Here is a 21,898-nt window from a genome sequence, read left to right as displayed (position 1 = left end):
TAGGCCTGTTGCGAGAGTTGGGTGCATCAGTGCGGCAGCTGGAGCGACTGACAGGCATCAGTCGGGGAGTGATTCAGTTCGTAAGGAAGTAGCTTGCCCCCTATGACACGTACCTGTCCCTTGTCATCCTCTTCTCTTGTCATCTATACCGCTTCTACAATTACCGCTTCCACAGTTACTGATTCTACACAAACAGATAAAGCGAATTCTGCAGAGACATCTTGTGTTCCCGATAAGCACACTGGGGGTGATGTTAGTGAAGAAGATGAAAAGCCAGAACATAGAGAGCATACAAGAAGTAAAATGGCTTTACTCTTTGTGTTAGGTTTTTTTTCTATGCTTTTCCTATGTATAGCTTATGCTGTTAAAGTAAAAGCTTCTCTTACTGAATTAAAAGATATTCTTGTAGCAATTATTGGCGCATTATCTGGTACATTAGGATTCATTGTAGGTTTTTATTATAAATCGATTAAGGAACAATGAAGATTTTTTTGATATTAATCCAAACTGATGATGAAGATATTCGTAATCAGTTAATTGAGCGTATAAAGGGATTTGGCTCATGGGCTCGAATAAGCAATAACGCCTGGTGTATAAAGTCAGACAGTAAAAATACCATTGACATTCGAGATTCTTTAAAAGGTTTATTGACTAAAAATAGTGAGCGATTACTTGTTTTAAATATAAGTGATTCTGCATGGGCATCATATTATATTCCTAAAGAGGTGACTACATGGCTTAAAGAAACACCTTAGATAACCAAATCTTGTGATAGCTGAACTCTTATCGATAAAGAAAGAAGGCAATTTAACATTTTTGCTTTGGCAAGCGGCACAGCCGATTACAAAACTAAAAAATCCTAATTGGCATTGTCGAGCGAAGAAAATGTATGAGATAGTTAACAAACAAGTGAAATTTACTCAATATACAGGCACTTGCAGAAATGCCTATACAAAGGGTTATGCCCTAAATTAAGTAATAACTATTTAGAGCTTATAAGATTATTAGTAATGGCAAAGTCAGTCAAAATAAATTTTATTTTTAATTTAATAAATACTACAAGTGGACTCCTTTTCCCATTGATAACATTTTCATATGCCTCACGTATTATAATGGCAGAAGGCATAGGACAAGTAAATTTTTATAATTCAATTATTAGTTATATAACTCTTTTTTCTAGTATAGGTATACCATTATACGGAATTAGGGAAATAGCACGAGTAAGGGATAGTAAAGTAGAACTAAGTAGAACAACAATTGAAATATTAATCCTTAACTTGTTGTTAAATATTGTTGGTTATGCAGCAGTTGCTATTATTTGTTTAACAGTAAGTCGTGTTCAAGTCAATATTCCACTATTTTTGTTGTTAAGTGTATCAATTGCTCTTACAACAATAGGTTGTTCGTGGTTTTATAGTGGTATTGAAGAATTTAAATATATCACAACAAGAAATCTAATCGTAAAAATCATTTCTGTAGTGTATTTACTTAGTGTAGTAAAGACGCAGGATGATTTACTGTTATATGGTGTTTATATAGTTTTTGGTACTATTGGTAATAATATACTAAATTTTATAAGATTAAGAAAGTATGTTTTTTTTAAAACAATTCAGTTTGAAAAAATTGATATTTGGCGACATTTTAAACCTGCTATGTCGATATTTATATTTAATATAGTAACCAGTATATATTTGAATTTAGATAAAATAATGCTCGGTTTTTTTCAAGATGATCAAGCAGTTGGGTATTATACAGCAGCTACAAACCTATCTCATGTTTTGCTATATACAGTTACGTCTTTAGGCGCAGTACTTCTACCTCGGTCATCAAATCTAATCAAAAATAATAAGATTGATGAATTTAGTAGATTGTCATATAAAGCATATAGAGTTGTATTAATATTATCATGTCCTATTACATTTGGAGTGATATGTCTTGCAGAGCCACTTATTCATCTATTCTGTGGAAGTGGTTTTGATCCTGCTATCATCACATTGCGTATAATAAGCCCAATTATTATTATTATAGGAATTTCAAATATTGTAGGAATGCAGGTTTTGTATCCTTTGGGTAAAATAAAAATTGTTACAATTAGTACTTGTGTAGGAGCAGCATTGAATTTTATATGTAATATAATATATATACCTATTTACTCACAAAATGGAGCTGCCTTTGCTACCGTTTTAGCTGAACTAAGTGTTACTTTAACTCAAATAATAATTGCGAGTAAGTATATACCATTTAAAATTATTAATAGTGTAAGTGTCAAATATATTTGTTTCTCATTGTTAATGTTTGGTATATGTTTAATTGTAGCAACATTATTAACGTCTGACATACAAAAGATATGTATCCTACCAATAACAGGGCTATTTGTTTACCTCGCCTTGCTCTTAGTCTCAAAAGATGAATTTGTATACGAACTTCTAAATATAATTAAAACAAAAATAAAATAATGGAACATTACGATTATTTAATAGTAGGCTCTGGTTTATATGGAGCAACATTTGCGTACAAAGCAAAGCGTTTAGGAAAGAAGGTGCTTGTAATAGATAAACGCCAACATCTAGGAGGCAATGTTTATTGTGAAAAAATCGAAGGGATTAATGTACATAAATATGGGGCGCATATATTTCATACAAATAATAAGATGGTATGGGATTTTGTTAATTCTATAGTTGAATTCAATCGTTACACCAATAGTCCAATAGCTAATTTTAAAGGTGAACTCTATAATTTACCTTTTAATATGAATACATTCAATCGTATGTGGCCTGATGTGCATACTCCTGCAGAAGCACAAGCAAAGATTGAAGAACAGAAAGCAGATGCAGAAGCTGCAATAGGAGGACGTGAACCTCAGAATCTGGAAGAACAGGCTATGTGTCTTGTAGGGAAAGACATATTCACTAAACTCATTAAAGAGTATACTGAAAAGCAATGGGGACGTGACTGTAAGGATTTACCTGCATTTATTATCAAACGGCTGCCAGTACGAATGATTTTTGATAATAATTATTTTAATGATAGTTATCAAGGTATTCCAATTGGTGGTTATAATAAACTCATTGAAGGTTTGCTTGAAGGTGTTGACTGTATTACTGGTTGTGATTTCTTTAGTTCAAAATGCTCACCCACAGGGGAAAAAATGAATGAGTCTTGGCGTATGATTGCTGATAATCTTGTCTATACTGGAGCTATAGATGAATATTTCAATTATAGTCTTGGCAAGCTCGATTGGCGTACCGTGAGTTTCAGAACTCGTGTGGAAGATACTTCAAACTATCAGGGTAATGCAGTTGTTAATTATACAAGTCGAGAGGTTCCTTATACTCGTGTTATAGAACATAAGCATTTTGAAATGTTTGGTCAGAAAGTTTATGAGTCTCCAAAGACCGTTGTTAGTGAAGAATACTCAACTGAATATGAGGAGGGTATGGAACCGTATTATCCAGTCAATGACGAGCGTAACAATTCTCTTGCAGAGAAATATCGTAAACTAGCAAATAATGAAAAAAATGTAATCTTCGGTGGACGTCTTGGAATGTATAAATATTATGATATGTCTCCGATAATAGAACAGGTGTTGAATTTGAATATAGATTAATAATATGAAAGTACTTATTTATTTGGAAGAAGAAAAGTTAGCTCCAAAAGGTGGTCCTTATGCTGTTGGTTATTATTATCATAAGGAAATGGAGAAAAGAAAAGACAATACTTTAGAGTTTACTCATGTGAATTCTCATTATGAATCCATTCATAAAAAAGGAAGATATATAACATCAAAACTCCCAAAATGGTTTAATAATTTCCATCGTACTATACGTTCGATACTGAATCGACGAAAGTTTCTTAATGGCAAAGAGATTGCAGACCCAAAGGATTTTTCACAATATGATATAATACATTTTCATCAATCTAATCATATGTATTTAGAACGAGATAATTTAAAAAAATATAATGGCATTGTGATTTATCAGTCACATAGTCCTCTCCCTTTTGGTCAAGAACAATGTTGTGATATATCTAAATTGTATTCAATGTTCATTCCTCATATGCGCAAAAGATATGAGGAAATTGATAAGTTTTGTTTTGAGCGTGCTGACTATATTATTTTTCCATGCGAAGAAGCAGAAGAACCTTATATGGAAAATTGGCCATATTTCAAAATCTTTAAGAAAGCAAATAAAAATAAATTTAGATACGTACTTACTGGTATACCACCTTGTAAAGCAAAGAAAACAAGAGAAGATGTTTTGATGTCATATAACATTCCATCTGATGGATTTGTTATTTCATATGTAGGTAGACATAATACTGTGAAAGGGTATGATATTCTTAAAGATATAGCCGCAGATTATTTTAATATTGATGATAACGCGTGGGTAATATCTGCAGGTTTAGAATCTCCATTCCGTAGATTAGAACATCCTCGCTGGAAGGAAATTGGATTTACAGATGATCCCCATTCCTTAATTAGTGCAAGCGATGTTTTTGTATTACCTAATCGTGTAACATATTTTGATATAGTCATGCTCGAAATTTTGTCTTTAGGTAAGATTGTTATTGCATCAAGAACGGGTGGAAATAAATATTTCGAAAGAATGGGGCTTGATGGTGTGCTTTTATATGATAATAAAGAGGAAGCAATAAATCAATTGGTACGTGTGAGAAAAATGTCTTCGGAAGAAAGACTCAAACTCGGATGTAGAAATAAGGAGTTTTTTGATAAGTATCTTTCTTCTAGTGCTATGTATGATAGCTATATGCTTATGCTTAATTCTTTAACATAAATATATATCAAACATAATGTTAATAGAATTTTATAAAAGTGTTTTTCTGAAAAATAATCACACTATTTATTGGGGTGGAGAATCTCATTATAGAAGTTGGGATGACAGTACAATGTACATTTATTTCTTTATTGTAATAATGACATTCTTTGCTGCATATAAATGTGAACAACACAAAAATAAATGTTATAAACAAGCGTATAGCTCCCACGTTGTTTCTATAAAAACTTGTGTATGGTATAGATTTGAATTTTTACTTTTGTTGTGTGTAATGGGATTGAGAGGCACTTGGGTGGGAATTGATACTATAGTGTATTCACAAACATTCCTCTCTGCTACATCTTTATCTGAGATTTTTAATGATGGATCCACAACAGAGCCTTTATATAAATTCATTCAGTTTTTTATGCGATGTTTATTTTCGGACCAGCATTTAGCAATTTTTGTCTATTCTGCAGTAATATTGTATTTTATTAAAAATACCATTTGGAAATATTATGATTCTATAAATCTTATGATTACTATACCAGCATTCGTATGTATTTATTATTTTCAAAGTTTTAATATAATGCGTATAACACTGGCGGCATCGTTTATACTATTTAGCTTTCCATTATTGTTAAATGAGCAATACAAAAAATTTACCGTTAGAGTTTTTGTGGCGTCGATGTTCCATTATTCTTCAGTTATTGTTTTTGGTGTTATTGGTATGGTTCTATTATATAAACGGAGTAAAATTTTAGCATATGTTACCACACTAATAATATTAGTAATTGTCGATTTTTCAGTAGGCTTATTATACGATTATATATCCATTATTAACAGATATACTAGTTATCTTGAAAGCAACGATTCTTCGAATAAAATAGGTTTAGCATTATTTGTTGATTATTTACCATGTTTATACATTTGTTACTATATAATAACTCGTAAGATTAAAGGCCATTGGGCTGATTTAACAATTAGTTTTACAATGTGCGCTATAGTATGCAGAATGCTTGCTTACTATATCAGTCTGGCAGGACGTTTGGGAACACATTTTATGCCTCTAATATTAATATTGATGCCATATTGGATTAATTATATAAAGCAAAAGAATCAACACCATTATAAAATAATGGTTATATGTTGTTCTATATGGGCTTTTCTAAGGATTCATATATACTTTGTTGGATATTTGAGTCTAGATGGTATTATGCCGTATTATTTCTACTGGAATGAACGGTAAATAGTCGTTCTAATTATTGTGGTTGATTTATAAACGAGTGTTTACCCCACCTTTAATTTCATGGTAGATGTAATAGAATTACAAACTAAATGTTGGTGGGTGATATTGTTGCAAAAATAATGTTTAATATTTTGCGTTGGCACTTGTGAAAGTTCTCTATAAAGAGTTGTATTCTATTATAAAAACAAATTTGAGTGTAATTTAATATAAATTACGATTATGATGAAAGTTATAACATGTGCTAGTTATTATGGTTGCGGTTCGAGTGCTGTAACCGATTTGATATCAGAATATGAGGGCGTAAAATCGCTTACGAATTATGAGTTTAGGTTTATACATGATATAGATGGTATCTCAGACCTTGAACATCATTTAATAGATAATCCTAATAGACATAATTCGGGTCATGCATTGAAACGATTTAAGAAATTGATGAAGTTCAATGCAGGAGGCTCTTTCTGCCAAAGATATGAGCCTTTTTTCCAAAATCAATACTGGAAATTGACAAAGGCTTATATAGATAAACTGACGACGTTTACATACAAAGGATTTTGGTTTTACGATATGTATGATAGAGGTGTTAATGTATATTATCTATACTCTTTGCTGACAAAACTATATGCGAAACTACCTTTAAAAATATTTGAGCCATTATCCAAGGAAGTACAATATGGAACCATTTTAGATGGAAAAGAATTTCTACAGCATACACAAGAATATATACATAAGCTATTGTCGTTAGCAAATCCAGATAATCAGCCATATCTTATGGTCGATCAGATATTGCCTTCTTCAAATGTTGCAAGATGTATGAGGTATTTTTCTGACCCAATCTATCTATTCATTGTAGATAGAGATCCGCGTGACCTCTATGTTTCTTGCAAAATGATATGGAAGGAAGATCATGTTGCTCCCGTTGACGATCCTGTATTATTCTGCAAATGGTATAGATTTGCAAGAGAATGTGCAAAGAAAGAAACATACGATTCAACAAGAGTAATAAAACTCCAGTTTGAGGATATGATATACAAATATGATGAGTACAAGAAGAAGATAGTTGACATGGTCGGGCTGAATGAAAAAGACCATACTAAGCCATTTACAGGTTTTAATCCAAAGCGTTCTGTGGGCAATACACAATTATGGAAGAAATTTCCAGAGTTGACAAATGATATAAAAACAATAGAAGATATGTTGCCTGAGTATCTCTATGATTTTGATAAGGTTAAGTCGAATGAAATCTTGGGCATAGAGCCTGATTCTACAGAAAGTTTTTAGTATGAAAATATGTTTAATATTTAATCACCTGCAGTTGCAAGATGGAGTCTGCAGGTCGGCTATTGCCATCGCAAATAGATTGGCTGGCTATAAGGATATAGAATTAACACTTATTCCTTTGTTTAGAGCAGACAAAGAGTGCTATAAATACATAGACAAACGTGTTGCGGTGAAAACAGTGTTTGGTTTTTACTTTAGAGGATTTGCTAGTATAGTTTCAAAAATACCATCATCGTTATTATATAAGTATATTGTAGGAGACAAGTATGATGTGAACATTGCTTTCCAATATGGACCTTCTATTCGTATTGTTGCCGAAGGTGTAAATGATAATCATAATTCTATTGCGTGGATGCATTGCTATGATGAAGGTCTTGTGTATAAGGATTACTATAAAAAAATAGGAAAAGTGGTTTGTGTATCTCAGTGCAATGCACAAAGGCTAAAGAAAGAGTTGCCCGATGTTGATGTGGATTACAATTATAACCCTATTGATGATGAATCTATTAGACTGCAAGGTCAACAAACTGTAGAAATCCCAAGATTAAATGATGTAAAATTTATTTCTGTTGCTCGTATGAGTCCCGAAAAGGGATATGATACTTTATTAAAGTGTGTACAACGATTAAAAACTGAAGGCTATAAATTTTCATTATGGTTGGTGGGCGATGGTCCTATACTAAACAATCTGAAAAGGTATGCTGAAGAACTACAGATTACAGATTATGTTACATTTCTTGGCCAGCAAAGTAATCCACATGCATACGTTTCGAAAGCCGGCGTATATATTTGCTCTTCTACAATCGAGGGCTATTCAACTTCATGCACAGAGGCAATCATACAAGGAATACCCGTATTGACAACAAATTGCAGTGGAGGGCAAGAGATTATTTCAGAAGCTGGTTGTGGAAGAATATTTGGAATGGATGAAGATTCTATCTATAATGCAATGAAGGAGGTTTTGGAAAATCCAGATTTAATATATGAATGGAAGGAAATATTAAAAACAACAAGAAGAAACTTCTCTCCAGAAATAAGAATCAAAAGATTTCTGAATATAGTTGGTTATAAAGAACAAATAGATATTCAATAGATTCAAGGTTATGAGTATAACAAGACCATTGGTTACAATCGCGATCCCTATATATAACGCAGATAAATATATAAGGGATGCAATACAATCCTGCATTAACCAAACTTACCAGAATTGGAAATTGTTATTGATGTGTGATGGCAGCACGGATAATTCTACGGTTATTGCAAAGGAAATTGCAAATGGTGATTCTCGAATTAAAATAATAGACGATGGACAGAATAGAGGACTAATAGCTCGTCTTAACCAATCTGTAGAAATGTGTGAGACGAAGTATTATGCACGTATGGATGCAGATGATATCATGTGCATAAATCGCATAGAAGAGCAAGTGAAGTTTATGGAAGAACATGCAGAAGTTGATGTTTGTGGTTCTTCAATAATGACAATTGACAACAATAATAATATAATTGGTTCAAGTCTTAATGAGGGACGCGTAAATTCCTTTATTCATCCCACTGTATTTGGAAGAACAGAATGGTTCAGAGAAAATCCTTATGCTAATTGGGCTTTGCGGGCAGAGGACTTTGAACTTTGGATACGAACTTCTGGTAAGAGTAACTTTTATGCTTTACCACAACCCTTGTTGTTCTACCGTGAATTTGGAGTTCCTACTTTTAAAAAATATTATTTGACTCAGAAAACAATTATAAAGGTAGCAACTCATTACAAAGAGTATCGTAAGTCTTTCTTTTGGTTTGTTAAGACAACCGTTTTCTCGTATGTGAAAATCTTTATTAATGTGTTGTTTTCATTGATCGGTAAAATGGATTTATTAGTTGCAATGAGAAGGCGCAAGCAATTGCCAAATGGCGTATTATTGACAGATAGCGATTTGCAAAAAGCGATTCTAGGTGTAAATGCAAAAATATAATATCAGGACAAATTAATGAATTATGAACAAAATTAAAGTTATAATCTTAGTTTTCTTAAATACTTGTTCTATAATGCAAGCGAGTACATTAAGCTCCGACAACAATGAAAAAAGCATGTTGAACGAAGGACAAGTAACATTAACGAACAATTGGGGTGCAAAACTCAAATCGTCAAATTTCCATCTTGGTCTTGACCTCCAGACCAAATATATGTGGCGAGGCATGGAAATGATGGCAGATGAGTCGTCGCCAGTTGTGTTTCCAGGTATAAACTATCAATGGAAAGGACTTTATGCATATGCTATGGGTGGATATGCAGTTAATGGTAAGTATGCCGAAGTGGACTTAGGAGTAAGTTATACATGGAAGGGTTTGACATTAGGATTAAGCGATTATTATTATCCTACTGTTAATGGTAAGGATGATGAATATGTTGGCGGTAAACATAACGGTCATTGGTTGGAGGCATGCATAACGTATGCTCCGGAAAAAGTTCCACTTTGGATTACTGTCAGCAACTTCTTTGCTGGTGATGATGATGCGTATGACGATGATTCAGAAAACAAGAAGCAGGCTTATTCTACATATATGGAAGTAGGTACTTATTACGATTTCCTTGACAATAATCGTCTTTCTTTAGCCGTAGGTATGACACCAAACAAGTCATGCTATACAAACTATCAGAAGAAGTTTGCTGTATGCAACCTTGATTTGAAATATACCTACAATGTGCAGTTTAAGAATGGTTGGACTCTACCTTTGAGTGCAGAATACATCTATAATCCGTCTTTCGATAAATCATATGTTAACTTCATAGCAAATTTTGCATTCTAAGATAATGAATAAACGAAATGCCATTATTATGGCAGCAGGCACGTCTTCGAGATTTGTGCCACTATCTGCCGAACGTCCCAAGGGATTAGTTGAAGTGAAAGGCGAGGTCTTAATAGAACGCCAGATACGTCAGTTGAAAGAAGCTGGCATTGCTGATATTACTTTAGTTGTAGGCTATAAGGCAGAAATGTTTACCTATCTCTGCGACAAGTATGGCGTAGAAATTGTGCTAAATGAAGATTATGCACGTTACAATAATACCTCTTCGCTGATTCGTGTGATAGACAAGTTGGACAATACTTTTGTTTGCAGTTCGGATAATTATTTCCCTGAAAATGTATTCATGAATGATTCGGACGACAGCTATTATTCTGCCCTTTATGCTGAGAGAGAGACAAATGAGTATTGCCTTACGACCGATGCCGATGATTATATCACGGATGTAAGGGTTGGCGGATGTGATGCTTGGTATATGGTAGGACATGTATTTTTCAATCGTGAGTTTTCTGAGGCTTTCAGAAATATTATGACTGAGGAGTATAAGAACGATACAACCAGAAAGGGATATTGGGAGGATTTGTATATCCGTTATATCGACCAACTGCCCAAGATGAAAATCAACCGCTATAAAGAAGGTGAAATCCAAGAATTTGACAGCCTTGACGAGTTGCGCTTGTTTGACGATAGCTATATAGCGGATACTCGTTCGATTGTTGTAAAGTCAATATGCAGAACTCTTAACCTCCAAGAGTCGGATGTATATGACTTTAAGAACATCAAGCATGTTGGAGATTACCTGCATTTTCAGTTTAAGGTTGGTGACACCACTTATGAGTATAACGACAAGACCGAAATAAGGATAGAAAAGATATGAAGACAGCTATAATTCTTGCTGCACGACGAGAGAAAGAGTCTGAGATACCTTATCCTCTCAAAGCATTTGCTCCTGATCTTTGTCTTTTGGACCGTACCATAGGAATATTACGTGATTTGCATTTTAGTAATATCCTTATTGTTGTAGGATACAAGGCAGAAATGTTTAGAAAATATGAAGCAGATGATGTGACGCTAATAGTGAACAAAGACTATGAGTTTACGGCTTCAATGGGTTCTTTGGCTTTAGCCAAAGACTACGTTAAAGAAGATTTCCTGCTCATAGAAAGCGATACGTTCTATGAGCGCCGACTTATTGAACAATTGGCTGCACGTACAGAGGGCAATTGTCTTTCCATGACTGAAGAAAGCGGTTCTGGCGATGAATGCTTTATGGAAACAAAGAATGGCTTTGTTACAAAAATCACCAAAGACCGCCATCGTGTTTGTCATTTTGAGGGCGAGATGATAGGTGTAAGCCGTATCACGTTAGACACATTTGAAATGTTGGTGAACGCATGGGAACATGCCAGTAATCCATACCTCAATTATGAGTATTTGCTGATGGACGTGACGGAACCGCTCGATCGTCCTGTCCTTGTGCTTAAAAACTTAATTTGGGGTGATGTGGATTGCGAGGAAGACTTTAAAAAACTACAGAATGTCATTTATCCACGTCTTCGTAGGCGTGAGAATCCTTTTGACCATGACAACCTGATAATGCACTTACACAATATCTTCCCTGACAAGGATGTTAGTACAGCAGAGATTATTCAGATTGGCGGTATGAGCAACAAAAACTTCCGTGTAAACTTCGAAGGCAAAAGCTATGTACTTCGTGTACCCGGAAATGGTTCAGAAGGAATGGTGGAGCGCACCAACGAGGAGTTCAATGCCATTGAGGGTTGCAAGATGGGGGTAAATCCTGCCATCCGTTACTTCAATTCTGAGACCGGTATAAAGTTGGCAGACTTTGTTGAAAATGCAGAAACGCTCAATGCTGCAACCATCCAGCGTCATGACAACATGCGCAAGATTGCCAAGATATATCAAACGCTTCACAACTCACACATCAGATTGAAGAATGAGTTTAATGTATTCCAAGAGATTGAGAAGTATGACGTATTGATAAATAAAGCTGGAGCAAGCATGTACGAGGGATGGGAAAAGGTTCGACCAAAGGTGATGGCACTAGAAGAGCACCTCAACAAACTTGGTGTTGACCTAAAACCTTGCCACAATGATGCTCTTTACGAAAACTTTATCAAGGCAATGGATGGCACTATCTACCTCATCGATTGGGAGTATTCTGGCATGAACGACCCAATGGCAGATTTTGCCGCTCTCTTCATAGAAGCTGGATTTGAGAAAGAAAACGAGGATTACATCCTTGACAAATACTTCGAAGGCAATATTCCTGCTGTCGCACACGAGAAGATCCTGTGCTATCAGATTCTTTGGGACTACCTCTGGGCTCAGTGGACAGTCATCAAGGAAGCCAAGGGCGATGACTTCGGAACATACGGACGCGACCGTTACAATCGCGCTATTGAGAACCTGAAGAAAATAACAAAGTAACAATATATGGAAGTACAGAAAAGAAGTATCGATTGGGCTACGATGTTAGTCCCATTTGCCATCGTAATCGCTTTGATGGCTGTATTTATGATTTTCCCAGAAGATTCCAAAACGGTGGTTGACACCATGCGAGGATTCTTTGGTGACACCATCGGACTCTATTATCCCATTGTTGCCATTGGTAGTGTGGCTTGTGCTCTCTATGTGGCTCTAAAGCCTAAATATGGAAACATCAAGTTGGGCAATATCGATAAGCCTGCTTATAGCAATTTCAAGTGGGGAACCATGATATTCACCAGTACCATGGCTGCCGACATTATGTTCTACTCGCTCATCGAATGGGCTCTCTATGGAGCAGAACCTCATCTTGCCGAGATGGGAAGTATGCAGATGTGGGCTCCAACTTATACTCTCTTCCACTGGGGTCCTCTCGCATGGGGTTTCTATGTGATTCTTGCTGTTTGCTTCGGCTTTATGATGCATGTTCGAAAGCGTGAGCGTCAGCGTTTCTCTGAAGCTTGTCGTCCGCTCTTTGGTGATAAGGTAGATGGCCTTCTTGGACAAGTGATAGATATAATAGCCATTTTTGCTGTGGTTTGCGCTACTGCAACAACTTTCTCGCTCGCAACTCCTCTGCTCACCAAGGCAATGGGTAGCGTATTCGGATTTGAGGTTACAACAGCCATCACTATTCTAGTGCTCCTTCTAATCTGCTCAATATACACTGTCACCGTACTGTATGGCGTGACAGGTATAAGCAAGCTTGCAAGCATCTGTTCATACTTGTTTTTTGGTATTCTGTTCTACTTCCTTTTCGTTGGAGGTGAAACTCGTTACATCATAGAGACAGGCTTCCAGTCACTTGGAAATCTTGCTCAAAACTTCATCGGTTTGTCCACCTATATGGATCCTCTACGTGAGAATGGGTTTGCTCAGAACTGGACCATTTACTATTGGGCTTATTGGTTGGTTTGGTGTGTAGCTACTCCTTTCTTCATCGCATTAATATCAAAAGGACGTACGATTCGTAATACTGTTTTTGGCTCTTTTGGATGGGGGCTTGCAGGAACCTATATGTCGTTTATCATCCTTGGCAACTATGGTTTAGCTCAACAAATGAAGCATGGGCTTGATGTGACTGGTTTCCTCGGTAATGGCGGAGAGATGTATGATGCCATTCTTATGATCTTCGACACTCTACCTCTTCCTGAACTCGCCTTGATGCTCTTAGTCATCACTATGATTGCCTTCTACAGCACCACCCTTGATGGCATCACATACGTATCCTCTTCATACAGCTACAAGCAAATTACCGCAGAAGAGGAACCTTCTCGCAAGATTCGTGGATTCTGGAGCCTTATGCTTATCTTTCTGCCAATCGGACTTCTCTTCGCGGAGAACTCTCTCTACAGCCTTCAGGGCGTGACTATTATTGCTGCTTTTCCTGTAGGAGTACTACTCTGCTTGATAGTTTGGAGTTTTTTAAAAGATTGCAAGATGTGGCTAAATGGTCGTTGATACAAAGAATCACAGAAACATGTGTTTCATTTCTGCGGATTATATCTGCCTGTTGTACTAATGATTCATCATATTTTTGGCTTATATTTCAGGAAGTTCGGCAGTTTTGAGGAACTGTATGACTATGTGGAGGAGCATATCATCGGGATAGAAGGTGTGGGGGCTATGATGGTGTATGATGTGGCCTTGTATCTGGGCGAGCGGATGGAGCCGCAGGTGGTGCCGCAGGAGTATGTGTATGTTCACGGGATGCTCATTGATACCGCCCGACATCTGTTCGAACTTATGAATCTGCCTTGGAAAGAGGTCTTGTGTGGGCATCGAATCAGCATTGCCTATTTCGACCCTTTGGGTATACAATCATTGGATAAGCAATATGCTGCAAGAGCCATCGAAGAATGGTTGTGCTTTGAGGCTGAGAATATCGTAAATGCAAAAACGCTTGAAGAATTGATATAGAAAAGTCAACAATAATATGACACGCAACAAGAAAAAGATTATCCGCACGGTCACTGTCCCTCAGTCGATTGGGTTCTTCAGGGAGGTGATGTGCAGGATGGAGAAGATGGGGTATGAATCGGTGGTGGTGACCAGCCCGGGAAAACAGTTAGACGACTTCAGCAAGGAGTACCCGCAGTTCAGAACCATTGAGGTGCCGATGGAGCGGCATATAGCCATTTTCAAAGACCTATGGTCGCTAATCAGGATGATTGGGGTGATGATCAAGGAGCGGCCTTATATGGCGCATTCGATGACTCCGAAAGCAGGGCTGCTGACGATGCTTGCCGCTTGGCTGACGGGCGTGCCTGTACGCGTACATATGTTCACTGGTCTGGTATGGCCTACGGCTACTGGTGGCAAGCGGAAGATACTGATGCTGATGGACAAGCTGATATGTGCGTGCGCCACTCATATCATTCCTGAGGGGCAAGGCGTGTTGAGCGACTTGCGCGACTATGGGGTATGCAAGAAGCCAATGAAGGTGCTGGGATATGGCAATGTGAGAGGTGTGGATATGGAGAAATTCAATCCTGAGCGTTTTGCAGATGTCAATAAGGAGGATGACAAGTTTACCTTCTTGTTTGTGGGACGCATCGTTGGCGACAAGGGTGTCAATGAATTGGTGGAAGCATTCACGAAGTTGCATGATAAACATCGCCATACAAGACTTGTTCTCGTGGGCAATTATGAAGCGAATCTGGATCCGGTGAAGCAGGTCACAATGGACAGAATCAAGTCGAATACTGATATTGATCCCTGTGGCCCAAGGTATGGTGAAGACCTTCTGACGGAATACATGAAGTCGGATTGCCATGTCTTGCCTTCCTATCGCGAGGGCTTCCCCAATACACCTATGGAAGCAGGTGCCATGGGACTGCCAAATATCGTGACGGACATCAATGGTTCGCGCGAGATTATCGTCAACGGAGAAAATGGTTTGATTGTCCCTTCCAAAGATGCGGATGCGCTCTATGAAGCAATGGAAAAGATGCTGAACGATGAGCCCATGCGCAAGTCGATGGCTGGTAAGGCTCGGAAAATGATAGCTGACCGCTTTGAGAAGAATTTCGTGCAGAAAAGCCAGATTGCATTCTATGAAGAGATAATGAGGGGTTAGCGAAGAGCTTTGAGCAATGAGCAGAGAGCTAATGCCAATGCTAACACTAACGCAAAATCCGCTCCATTAGTGGCGGTAAGTTACTCCTTTCTACATTAAGTGTATGACCTGGTGGCGGTTCTTGCGCTTGTTGGCTCGGCAGGAGACGTGGATCCAGTAGATGTGACAGTGGCTGAACGTTCGAACTCTGAGAACTTGAAGTGTGGTGATAAAAGTAAATCTTTCATTGTTGTAAAGGAATTCGCGCTTAGTCTTTTCATCTCTTCGACTTTTAAAAACAAAATCGATATGTACAAACATTTTTTCAAGCGGGTGATTGACTTCACCATCGCATTAGTAGTACTATTGGTCATCTGGCCGATACTGCTTGTGATTTACATCTGGCTCACCATCGCCAACAAAGGTGCCGGAGCCCTGTTCTATCAGGAGCGACCGGGTCTTCACGGAAAGATCTTCAAGGTCATCAAGTTCAAGACCATGACCGATGAGCGTGATGCCGAGGGCAAGCTTCTCCCCGATGCCGACCGCCTCACCAAGGTAGGCCGCTTCGTCCGCTCAACCTCGATCGATGAGCTCCCCCAGCTCTTCAACGTCCTCAAGGGCGACATGGCACTGATTGGACCTCGTCCGCTCCTACCCCAATACCTCCCCTTGTATTCCAAGGAGCAGATGCGCAGGCATGAGGTGCGCCCGGGAATATCAGGATGGGCGCAATGCCATGGTCGCAATGCCATCAGCTGGACGGAGAAGTTCAAGCTCGATGTGTGGTATGTGGACCACTGCTCGCTCCTGACCGACTTAAAAGTGATTTTCATCACCATCAAGAAAGTGCTTATGCGTGACGGCATCTCAGCCGAAGGTCAAGCCACAATGGAAGCGTTTAATGGAAATAATTGAACATATGAACAGAGATATCATCAGTGTAATCGTCCCAATCTATCGTATAGAGCGATATTTAGGCTTGTGTATCGAGAGCTTAATTAACCAAACGTATAAGAATCTTGAAATAATACTTGTTGATGATGGTTCTCCAGACCGTTGTCCTGAAATATGTGACCTTTATGCAAAAAAAGATAGCAGAATAAAGGTAATTCATAAGGAGAATGGAGGGCTGGTAAGTGCCAGAAAGGCGGGAATATCTATTGCAACAGGGAAATATGTTGGATATGTGGATGGTGATGACTGGGTGGGAGAAGGTTTCTATGAGTCACTTCATAACCATATAACAGCACACTACGCAGACATTGCTTGTGCAGGATTTCAAAGAGACCTGTTCTCGAAAACGGCCGTCTTTACCGACAACCTACAACCTGGTCTTTATGAAGGTGAAAGCTTGGAGGTATTGAAAAGAAGGATGCTGTCGGATGGCGATTTCTTCAAAGTAGGAGTATCAACATACGTTTGGAACAAACTATTCAAACGAGAACTATTACTTGAAACGCAGCTGAATGTGGATAATGCCATATCTATTGGAGAAGACGGAGCTGTGACCTATCCGGCATTGATGAAAGCCAATAAGGTGGTATTAACCGCAATCACAGCTTATCATTATAGACAGCGTGAGGACTCGATGCTGAAACTGACAACATCATTCGATAAGGATGCGGAAAAGTTGCAAGCACTTCACAAGTATTTGAGCGCATATGCAAAAGATACAGATGCCAAATATAAGCTGCAAGAACAGATAGACGACTATGTCCTTGGTATTTGCATTATGCGCTCTGGTGACGTGGATTATTTTAGCAAACAGATTGAAGGACGAAAGGTAGTGGTTTATAGTGCTGGCACTTTTGGTCAGCAATTGATGAATCGACTCAGAGAGGCGAACGTATGTGACGTGGTTGGTTGGGTTGATGATGACTATTGGGAGTACAGGCGCTGCTGTATGGATGTTGACCCTGTTTCCAGAATCGCAAGAGACGATTTTGACTATATTTTGATTGCGACAGTCAACCCAAGTGTGTCTGACTACATCAAGCTGCGAATTTCAGATTATGGCGTTGATGCCGACAAGGTTTTAACCATAAGTAAGGAACAAAATAGTAAAACACTTATTCAAAAATACTTCAGTTATGATTTTTAGTGAAACGATTAAACTTGCACTCCTCGGAGTTACACATCTGTTCAGCGTGGGGCAGGCAGGCTTTTTAGTGAAAAGCCAAAGTGGACAGACGTTAGGTATAGACCTGTATCTGTCAAAATGCGTGGAACCTGTAGAAGGGCATGACGGGTATCACCGTTTGATGCCTCAAATAGTTGAGCCTAAGGAACTTAATCTTGATGTAGTCATTGCAACCCATTTCCATCGTGACCATTTTGACATTGATGCCATGGCAGATTTAATGTCAAATGGAAAGACAAGATTATTTTGCGCTTACGACTGTGTGGAAGATGTAAGACGGCTGGGGCTTGACTCGTCTCGTGTGACTTATGTCAAACCCGGAGACCATCATAAGGTCGGTGATTTCGAAATAAGGTTCATTCGTAGTGACCACGGAGAGGGTGCTCCTCTTGAAGTAGGTGTCATTGTTACAGTAGATGGAAAAAATATACTTGAAGTAGGCGACACTAGTTTGCATCTAGATTGGAAGGAAGAATACTTAAGCGCTGGTCCGTTGGATGTGCTAATCGCCCCCATCAATGGTGCTTATGGTAATTTGAATGAACAAGAACAGGTCGATCTCACCAAATTGCTACAGCCAAAACTAACAGTGCCTTGCCATTTTGGGATGTTCGCCTCTCATGGAGGAAATCCTGGTCTTTGGCGAGAGTTGATTCTTCAACAGATACCTGCTCAGAAATATAAGATTTTTACAATGGGTGAGAGTATTCAGTTCTAGGAAAGACAATAATAACATGCAAATGACTACTTCTAGAAACTATAGAATAGATTTATTGCGTACCATTAGTATGCTTTTGATTGTGATACAGCATTATGTGGTGTGGGGAGTTAAGTGCTCACCACATGCGTTGTTTGATACTTCCACAGTATTCGGGGTGGGAACTACCTCCTTATGGAAGTTCTCTATTTAACTTCTTGTATTGGGGTTAATTGTTTTGTCATGATAAGTGGGTATTATTTGATAGACAAATTTAGCTTCAGGTGGAAGTCCTTGATGAATCTTTGGATGGCGACCCTGTTTTATTCAGTTATCCTTTATCTAGTATCAGCATTTTTAACAGTAGGGGGGGGAAAATTAATCTGAAAGAATTGGTATTCAGCTTCTTCCCGATATGGTCCAGACAATATTGGTTCATTAGTACTTATATGGCTGTTATGCTTTTGGCTCCATTCTTTGCACTTCTGGCAAACAACCTTAGTAAGAAATCGTATCAAGTTATGCTGATTATATGGTTCGCCCTCTCTTTTATGGTGCCTTATGGTCATCAATTTGCAGGTGGGCAATCTGTAATGTGGATGTCTTTCGTCTTCCTTATGGCTGGTTACATCAGACTGTATGGCTTCTATGAGCCGCTGATAGTCAATGCGAGAAAAATAGCTGTTCTTTTGTGCCTAGTATACACGTTGCTATTTTATACAGTTGATGCGATAAAACTAAACTATGTGTTTGGTGAAGGATTTCAGCTACATGCTTTTGCAAGTGATTCTCCTATCTTCTTTTTGTCACTTGTATTATTTCTCCTTACAATCAGAAACAAGCAAAGATCTGATAACTCTTGGATGAGATATTCTGTAAAGATTGCTCCATATATACTAGCGGTCTATCTCATCCATATGAATAAGAACTTTTATCCTTTCATATGGGATGTATTTATCCCAAAAACTTACTTTATGCCAATGGCATTGCATGCCTTGTTAGTGAGTAGTGTAATATTTCTACTGTGTATTGCGATAGATTTTATACGTGTGAAGTTATTCCTAATATCAGGAATTTCTTCTGGTATAGATAGACTTTCAAAAAGAATAAATTTCAAAAATTGAACAAAATGAAAAAAGAATTTGAAGGCAAGAAATTGCTTATTTTGGGTGGTAACCCTGAGACTAGTGCATTAGTTCGTACCGCCAATGACATGGGGGTAAAGTGTATAGTTGCTAGCGGGCGACACACTGATGACGCCAAGAAATATGCGTGGAAAGCATCCGATATTGATGGTATGGATGTGCCAGGGCTCATAGCTCTTGCGAGAGAGGAGCAAGTGGATGGAGTTCTTGTTGGTGTGGCAGACATCCTAGTTCCGTCATATTGTAAGGTGTGCGATGCGTTAAATCTGCCTTGCTATGCTACACAACGTATTGTTGATGTGTTCTCATACAAGGATGTATTCAAGGCTACTTGCGAAAGCTATGGCATACATGGCATTCCTGAATTCTATCTGGATGCAGAAATGAAACCATCGGATGTGGCTAAGATAAAATATCCTGTAATGGTAAAACCTGTCGATAATGGTGGCGGAGTAGGAATGACCGTAGTATATGAGGAGAGTGAGCTGAAAGCGGCTGTCGAAAAAGCTTTGTCGGCAAGTCCAAACAAGCGATTCATCGTAGAACGATACATGGAAGGCGTTGAAGACATGGGTATGTACTATACATTCAAGGATGGATACTGCTCAGCCTCTTGTATATACGATCGTTATACCACTGATGAACAGAAAGGCATGAGTCGTGTGTGTTTGGGTGGAACCTATCCTTCAAAACATATGGACGACTATATGAGACGCATGCATTTCAATGCCGTACGTATGTTCAAGGAGATTGGCATCAAGAACGGTATTTTGATGCTCTCAGGTTTTTATGAAAATGGTGAGTTCTATGTCTATGACACTGGTTTCCGTCTTCAGGGAGAGGCTCCGCATCTGTTGCTCCAAAAGATTTATGGATATGATCAGCGAGAGATGCTTATACGCTTTGCATTGACTGGAAACGAAGGCAACAATGTAGATCTCTATAAAGAAGATCCATACATGAGCGGTAAATATGCTGCTACAGTCTGGTTTCTGCTCAAAAAGGGAAAGATTGCCAGAGTTGAAGGATTTGAGAATATTGAGAATGATGAGCGTGTTGTGGCCAATGTGGAACGTCTAAGGGTGGGGGACGAAGTGCCTCAGGAGTGGATTGGCAACGAGAAGCAAGTCCTCACAAGACTTTATCTGGTTTGCAATACCAAGGAAGATCTGTCGACAGCCATACAAGAATATCAAGACAAGGTAAAGGTGTATGATGAAGATGGCAACAATATGCTGCTAAAAGGCTTTGACGTAAAGGCTGCTTTGACACCATCGTCAGGTTTTGTTCCGAAAGTGTGCAAAAGGGAAGTAACAGAAGTTGTACATTCATAATACTATATAGGAAATGGAAAAAAGATTAGAGAATAAAGTTATAGTCTTAGCTGGAGGTACCCGAGGTGTCGGACGTGCAGCAGCTATAGAGTTTGCTCGACAAGGTGCAAAAGTGGTGATAGGCGATCTTGACGAAGAGGCCGCCATGCGTGTTATACGCTTAATGCGTACTTATGGTAGCGATGGACACTTCGTATATGTAGATTTACGAGAGATTAAATATTGCAAAATCTTATTTGATGAGGCGTATAAAAAGTTTGGGAAAATTGACGGATTCTATATGTACTCAGGTGTTACTCCAGTTTCACCACTTGACTCTTGCGATGAAGAAACTTATGACTTGGTAATGGGTGTAAACTTCAAGGGTTGTTTCTTCTGTTGTCAACAGGCTATCAAGTATATGCGTATGAACGGAGGAGGCTCTATTGTGTTTACAGGTTCAGCACATGCTTGGGGAGGTCAGAAAGACCGTACAGCATACGCTTGTTCTAAAGGCGCTCTTCGCATCCTTATGGAACACATCGCTCATCAATATGCGACTGAACATATCCGCTGCAATTACTTCACACTTGGATGGACTGCCACAGATGGAGAAGTGGCTTTGCGACTGTCACAAGGAGAAAGCGAGGCTGAATTGAGACAGAGGGCAGCAGGTATTCTCCCTATGGGCAGAATGCCAGAATATGCCGACTATTTGCCAGGACTGGTTTATCTGTTTTCAGATGAGTCAAGCATGATGACTGGTAGTACTTTTAGAATGACCGCTGGAGAGTATATATAATAAATACCCCAATTCGGGATAAAATAGCGATTAGTTGCATGTGAAGACAGATACGTGAATTCTCTTCCCATACCATCAGACATGGGCTATATATAAAGAATCGAAAGAGATTATTCTGTCCTTAGAACAAT

21 protein-coding genes are annotated in these 21,898 nt (G+C 38.4%); all 21 read left to right on the top strand.

Going from position 1 to position 21,898, the window contains the following annotated elements; genetic code table 11:
* Positions 1-102 precede the first annotated feature (102 nt).
* The 21 genes from CIK96_RS12190 (at position 103) to CIK96_RS12090 (ending at position 21,767) form a co-directional block, all read left to right on the top strand.
* Positions 103-483 (top strand): hypothetical protein, encoded by a 381-nt coding sequence (locus tag CIK96_RS12190; RefSeq protein ID WP_094440731.1) that lies wholly within the window; start codon positions 103-105, stop codon positions 481-483.
* Positions 480-755 (top strand): hypothetical protein, encoded by a 276-nt coding sequence (locus CIK96_RS12185; RefSeq protein ID WP_094440730.1) that lies wholly within the window; start codon positions 480-482, stop codon positions 753-755. The genes CIK96_RS12190 and CIK96_RS12185 overlap by 4 nt, the downstream gene beginning before the upstream one ends.
* A 255-nt stretch (positions 756-1,010) precedes the next feature.
* Positions 1,011-2,456: a flippase gene (locus CIK96_RS12180; RefSeq protein ID WP_094440729.1), complete on the top strand. Its 1,446-nt coding sequence runs from the start codon at positions 1,011-1,013 to the stop codon at positions 2,454-2,456.
* The gene (glf, locus tag CIK96_RS12175) at positions 2,456-3,607 is read left to right on the top strand and encodes a UDP-galactopyranose mutase (protein ID WP_094440728.1); all 1,152 of its coding nucleotides are present in this window, start codon (positions 2,456-2,458) and stop codon (positions 3,605-3,607) included. Before CIK96_RS12180 ends, glf begins: the two co-directional genes overlap by 1 nt.
* 4 nt (positions 3,608-3,611) lie before the next feature.
* Positions 3,612-4,793, top strand: a complete 1,182-nt coding sequence (locus CIK96_RS12170) for a glycosyltransferase family 4 protein (RefSeq protein ID WP_094440727.1) — start codon at positions 3,612-3,614, stop codon at positions 4,791-4,793.
* A 16-nt stretch (positions 4,794-4,809) separates the two neighbouring features.
* Positions 4,810-6,021 carry an EpsG family protein gene (locus tag CIK96_RS12165; RefSeq protein WP_094440726.1) on the top strand — a complete coding sequence of 404 codons (1,212 nt, stop codon included), beginning with the start codon at positions 4,810-4,812 and terminating at the stop codon, positions 6,019-6,021.
* 219 nt (positions 6,022-6,240) lie between these two features.
* The gene (locus tag CIK96_RS12160) at positions 6,241-7,299 is read left to right on the top strand and encodes a hypothetical protein (protein WP_216820950.1); all 1,059 of its coding nucleotides are present in this window, start codon (positions 6,241-6,243) and stop codon (positions 7,297-7,299) included.
* Between the two features lies 1 nt (position 7,300).
* Positions 7,301-8,392 carry a glycosyltransferase gene (locus CIK96_RS12155; protein ID WP_094440725.1) on the top strand — a complete coding sequence of 364 codons (1,092 nt, stop codon included), beginning with the start codon at positions 7,301-7,303 and terminating at the stop codon, positions 8,390-8,392.
* Positions 8,393-8,402: 10 nt separating this feature from the next.
* Positions 8,403-9,266, top strand: coding sequence for a glycosyltransferase family A protein (locus tag CIK96_RS12150; protein ID WP_094440724.1), 864 nt, complete (start codon positions 8,403-8,405; stop codon positions 9,264-9,266).
* Positions 9,267-9,381: 115 nt separating this feature from the next.
* Positions 9,382-10,101, top strand: a complete 720-nt coding sequence (locus CIK96_RS12145) for a hypothetical protein (protein ID WP_094440723.1) — start codon at positions 9,382-9,384, stop codon at positions 10,099-10,101.
* 4 nt (positions 10,102-10,105) lie between these two features.
* On the top strand, positions 10,106-10,975 hold the full coding sequence (locus CIK96_RS12140; RefSeq protein ID WP_094440722.1) for an NTP transferase domain-containing protein: 870 nt from the start codon (positions 10,106-10,108) through the stop codon (positions 10,973-10,975).
* Positions 10,972-12,552: a phosphotransferase gene (locus CIK96_RS12135; protein ID WP_094440721.1), complete on the top strand. Its 1,581-nt coding sequence runs from the start codon at positions 10,972-10,974 to the stop codon at positions 12,550-12,552. Before CIK96_RS12140 ends, CIK96_RS12135 begins: the two co-directional genes overlap by 4 nt.
* A gap of 6 nt (positions 12,553-12,558) precedes the next feature.
* Positions 12,559-14,070, top strand: a complete 1,512-nt coding sequence (locus CIK96_RS12130) for a BCCT family transporter (protein ID WP_094440720.1) — start codon at positions 12,559-12,561, stop codon at positions 14,068-14,070.
* A 60-nt stretch (positions 14,071-14,130) separates the two neighbouring features.
* Positions 14,131-14,529: a hypothetical protein gene (locus CIK96_RS12125; RefSeq protein WP_094440719.1), complete on the top strand. Its 399-nt coding sequence runs from the start codon at positions 14,131-14,133 to the stop codon at positions 14,527-14,529.
* Between the two features lie 16 nt (positions 14,530-14,545).
* Positions 14,546-15,688, top strand: a complete 1,143-nt coding sequence (locus CIK96_RS12120; RefSeq protein WP_094440718.1) for a glycosyltransferase family 4 protein — start codon at positions 14,546-14,548, stop codon at positions 15,686-15,688.
* A gap of 288 nt (positions 15,689-15,976) precedes the next feature.
* The gene (locus tag CIK96_RS12115; protein WP_094440733.1) at positions 15,977-16,585 is read left to right on the top strand and encodes a sugar transferase; all 609 of its coding nucleotides are present in this window, start codon (positions 15,977-15,979) and stop codon (positions 16,583-16,585) included.
* A 4-nt stretch (positions 16,586-16,589) separates the two neighbouring features.
* Positions 16,590-17,771: a glycosyltransferase family 2 protein gene (locus CIK96_RS12110; RefSeq protein WP_094440732.1), complete on the top strand. Its 1,182-nt coding sequence runs from the start codon at positions 16,590-16,592 to the stop codon at positions 17,769-17,771.
* Positions 17,761-18,528, top strand: coding sequence for an MBL fold metallo-hydrolase (locus CIK96_RS12105; RefSeq protein ID WP_094440717.1), 768 nt, complete (start codon positions 17,761-17,763; stop codon positions 18,526-18,528). The genes CIK96_RS12110 and CIK96_RS12105 overlap by 11 nt, the downstream gene beginning before the upstream one ends.
* A gap of 263 nt (positions 18,529-18,791) precedes the next feature.
* Entirely contained in the window at positions 18,792-19,631 is an 840-nt protein-coding gene (locus CIK96_RS12100; RefSeq protein WP_144007531.1) for an acyltransferase, read from the top strand.
* Between the two features lie 5 nt (positions 19,632-19,636).
* A complete protein-coding gene (locus tag CIK96_RS12095) occupies positions 19,637-20,986 on the top strand; it encodes an acetyl-CoA carboxylase biotin carboxylase subunit family protein (RefSeq protein WP_094440715.1) in 1,350 nt (449 codons plus the stop codon).
* A 13-nt stretch (positions 20,987-20,999) separates the two neighbouring features.
* On the top strand, positions 21,000-21,767 hold the full coding sequence (locus tag CIK96_RS12090; RefSeq protein ID WP_094440714.1) for an SDR family NAD(P)-dependent oxidoreductase: 768 nt from the start codon (positions 21,000-21,002) through the stop codon (positions 21,765-21,767).
* Positions 21,768-21,898: the final 131 nt, after the last annotated feature.

This window comes from Prevotella sp. P4-98 (genome assembly GCF_002251405.1).
Classification (GTDB): Bacteria; Bacteroidota; Bacteroidia; order Bacteroidales; family Bacteroidaceae; genus Prevotella.
Note: the sequence above shows the minus strand (reverse complement) of the source record. Positions and strands in the feature narration are given on the sequence as shown.

Coding starts and splice junctions, on each gene's coding strand:
- CIK96_RS12165 (WP_094440726.1), top strand. CDS start 4,810: ATGTTAATAGAATTTTATAAAAGTGTTTTTCTGAAAAATAATCACACT.
- CIK96_RS12115 (WP_094440733.1), top strand. CDS start 15,977: ATGTACAAACATTTTTTCAAGCGGGTGATTGACTTCACCATCGCATTA.
- CIK96_RS12125 (WP_094440719.1), top strand. CDS start 14,131: ATGATTCATCATATTTTTGGCTTATATTTCAGGAAGTTCGGCAGTTTT.
- CIK96_RS12170 (WP_094440727.1), top strand. CDS start 3,612: ATGAAAGTACTTATTTATTTGGAAGAAGAAAAGTTAGCTCCAAAAGGT.
- CIK96_RS12095 (WP_094440715.1), top strand. CDS start 19,637: ATGAAAAAAGAATTTGAAGGCAAGAAATTGCTTATTTTGGGTGGTAAC.
- CIK96_RS12120 (WP_094440718.1), top strand. CDS start 14,546: ATGACACGCAACAAGAAAAAGATTATCCGCACGGTCACTGTCCCTCAG.
- CIK96_RS12155 (WP_094440725.1), top strand. CDS start 7,301: ATGAAAATATGTTTAATATTTAATCACCTGCAGTTGCAAGATGGAGTC.
- CIK96_RS12130 (WP_094440720.1), top strand. CDS start 12,559: ATGGAAGTACAGAAAAGAAGTATCGATTGGGCTACGATGTTAGTCCCA.
- CIK96_RS12180 (WP_094440729.1), top strand. CDS start 1,011: ATGGCAAAGTCAGTCAAAATAAATTTTATTTTTAATTTAATAAATACT.
- CIK96_RS12090 (WP_094440714.1), top strand. CDS start 21,000: ATGGAAAAAAGATTAGAGAATAAAGTTATAGTCTTAGCTGGAGGTACC.
- CIK96_RS12105 (WP_094440717.1), top strand. CDS start 17,761: ATGATTTTTAGTGAAACGATTAAACTTGCACTCCTCGGAGTTACACAT.
- CIK96_RS12135 (WP_094440721.1), top strand. CDS start 10,972: ATGAAGACAGCTATAATTCTTGCTGCACGACGAGAGAAAGAGTCTGAG.
- CIK96_RS12145 (WP_094440723.1), top strand. CDS start 9,382: ATGTTGAACGAAGGACAAGTAACATTAACGAACAATTGGGGTGCAAAA.
- CIK96_RS12185 (WP_094440730.1), top strand. CDS start 480: ATGAAGATTTTTTTGATATTAATCCAAACTGATGATGAAGATATTCGT.
- glf (WP_094440728.1), top strand. CDS start 2,456: ATGGAACATTACGATTATTTAATAGTAGGCTCTGGTTTATATGGAGCA.
- CIK96_RS12110 (WP_094440732.1), top strand. CDS start 16,590: ATGAACAGAGATATCATCAGTGTAATCGTCCCAATCTATCGTATAGAG.
- CIK96_RS12140 (WP_094440722.1), top strand. CDS start 10,106: ATGAATAAACGAAATGCCATTATTATGGCAGCAGGCACGTCTTCGAGA.
- CIK96_RS12160 (WP_216820950.1), top strand. CDS start 6,241: ATGATGAAAGTTATAACATGTGCTAGTTATTATGGTTGCGGTTCGAGT.
- CIK96_RS12190 (WP_094440731.1), top strand. CDS start 103: ATGACACGTACCTGTCCCTTGTCATCCTCTTCTCTTGTCATCTATACC.
- CIK96_RS12150 (WP_094440724.1), top strand. CDS start 8,403: ATGAGTATAACAAGACCATTGGTTACAATCGCGATCCCTATATATAAC.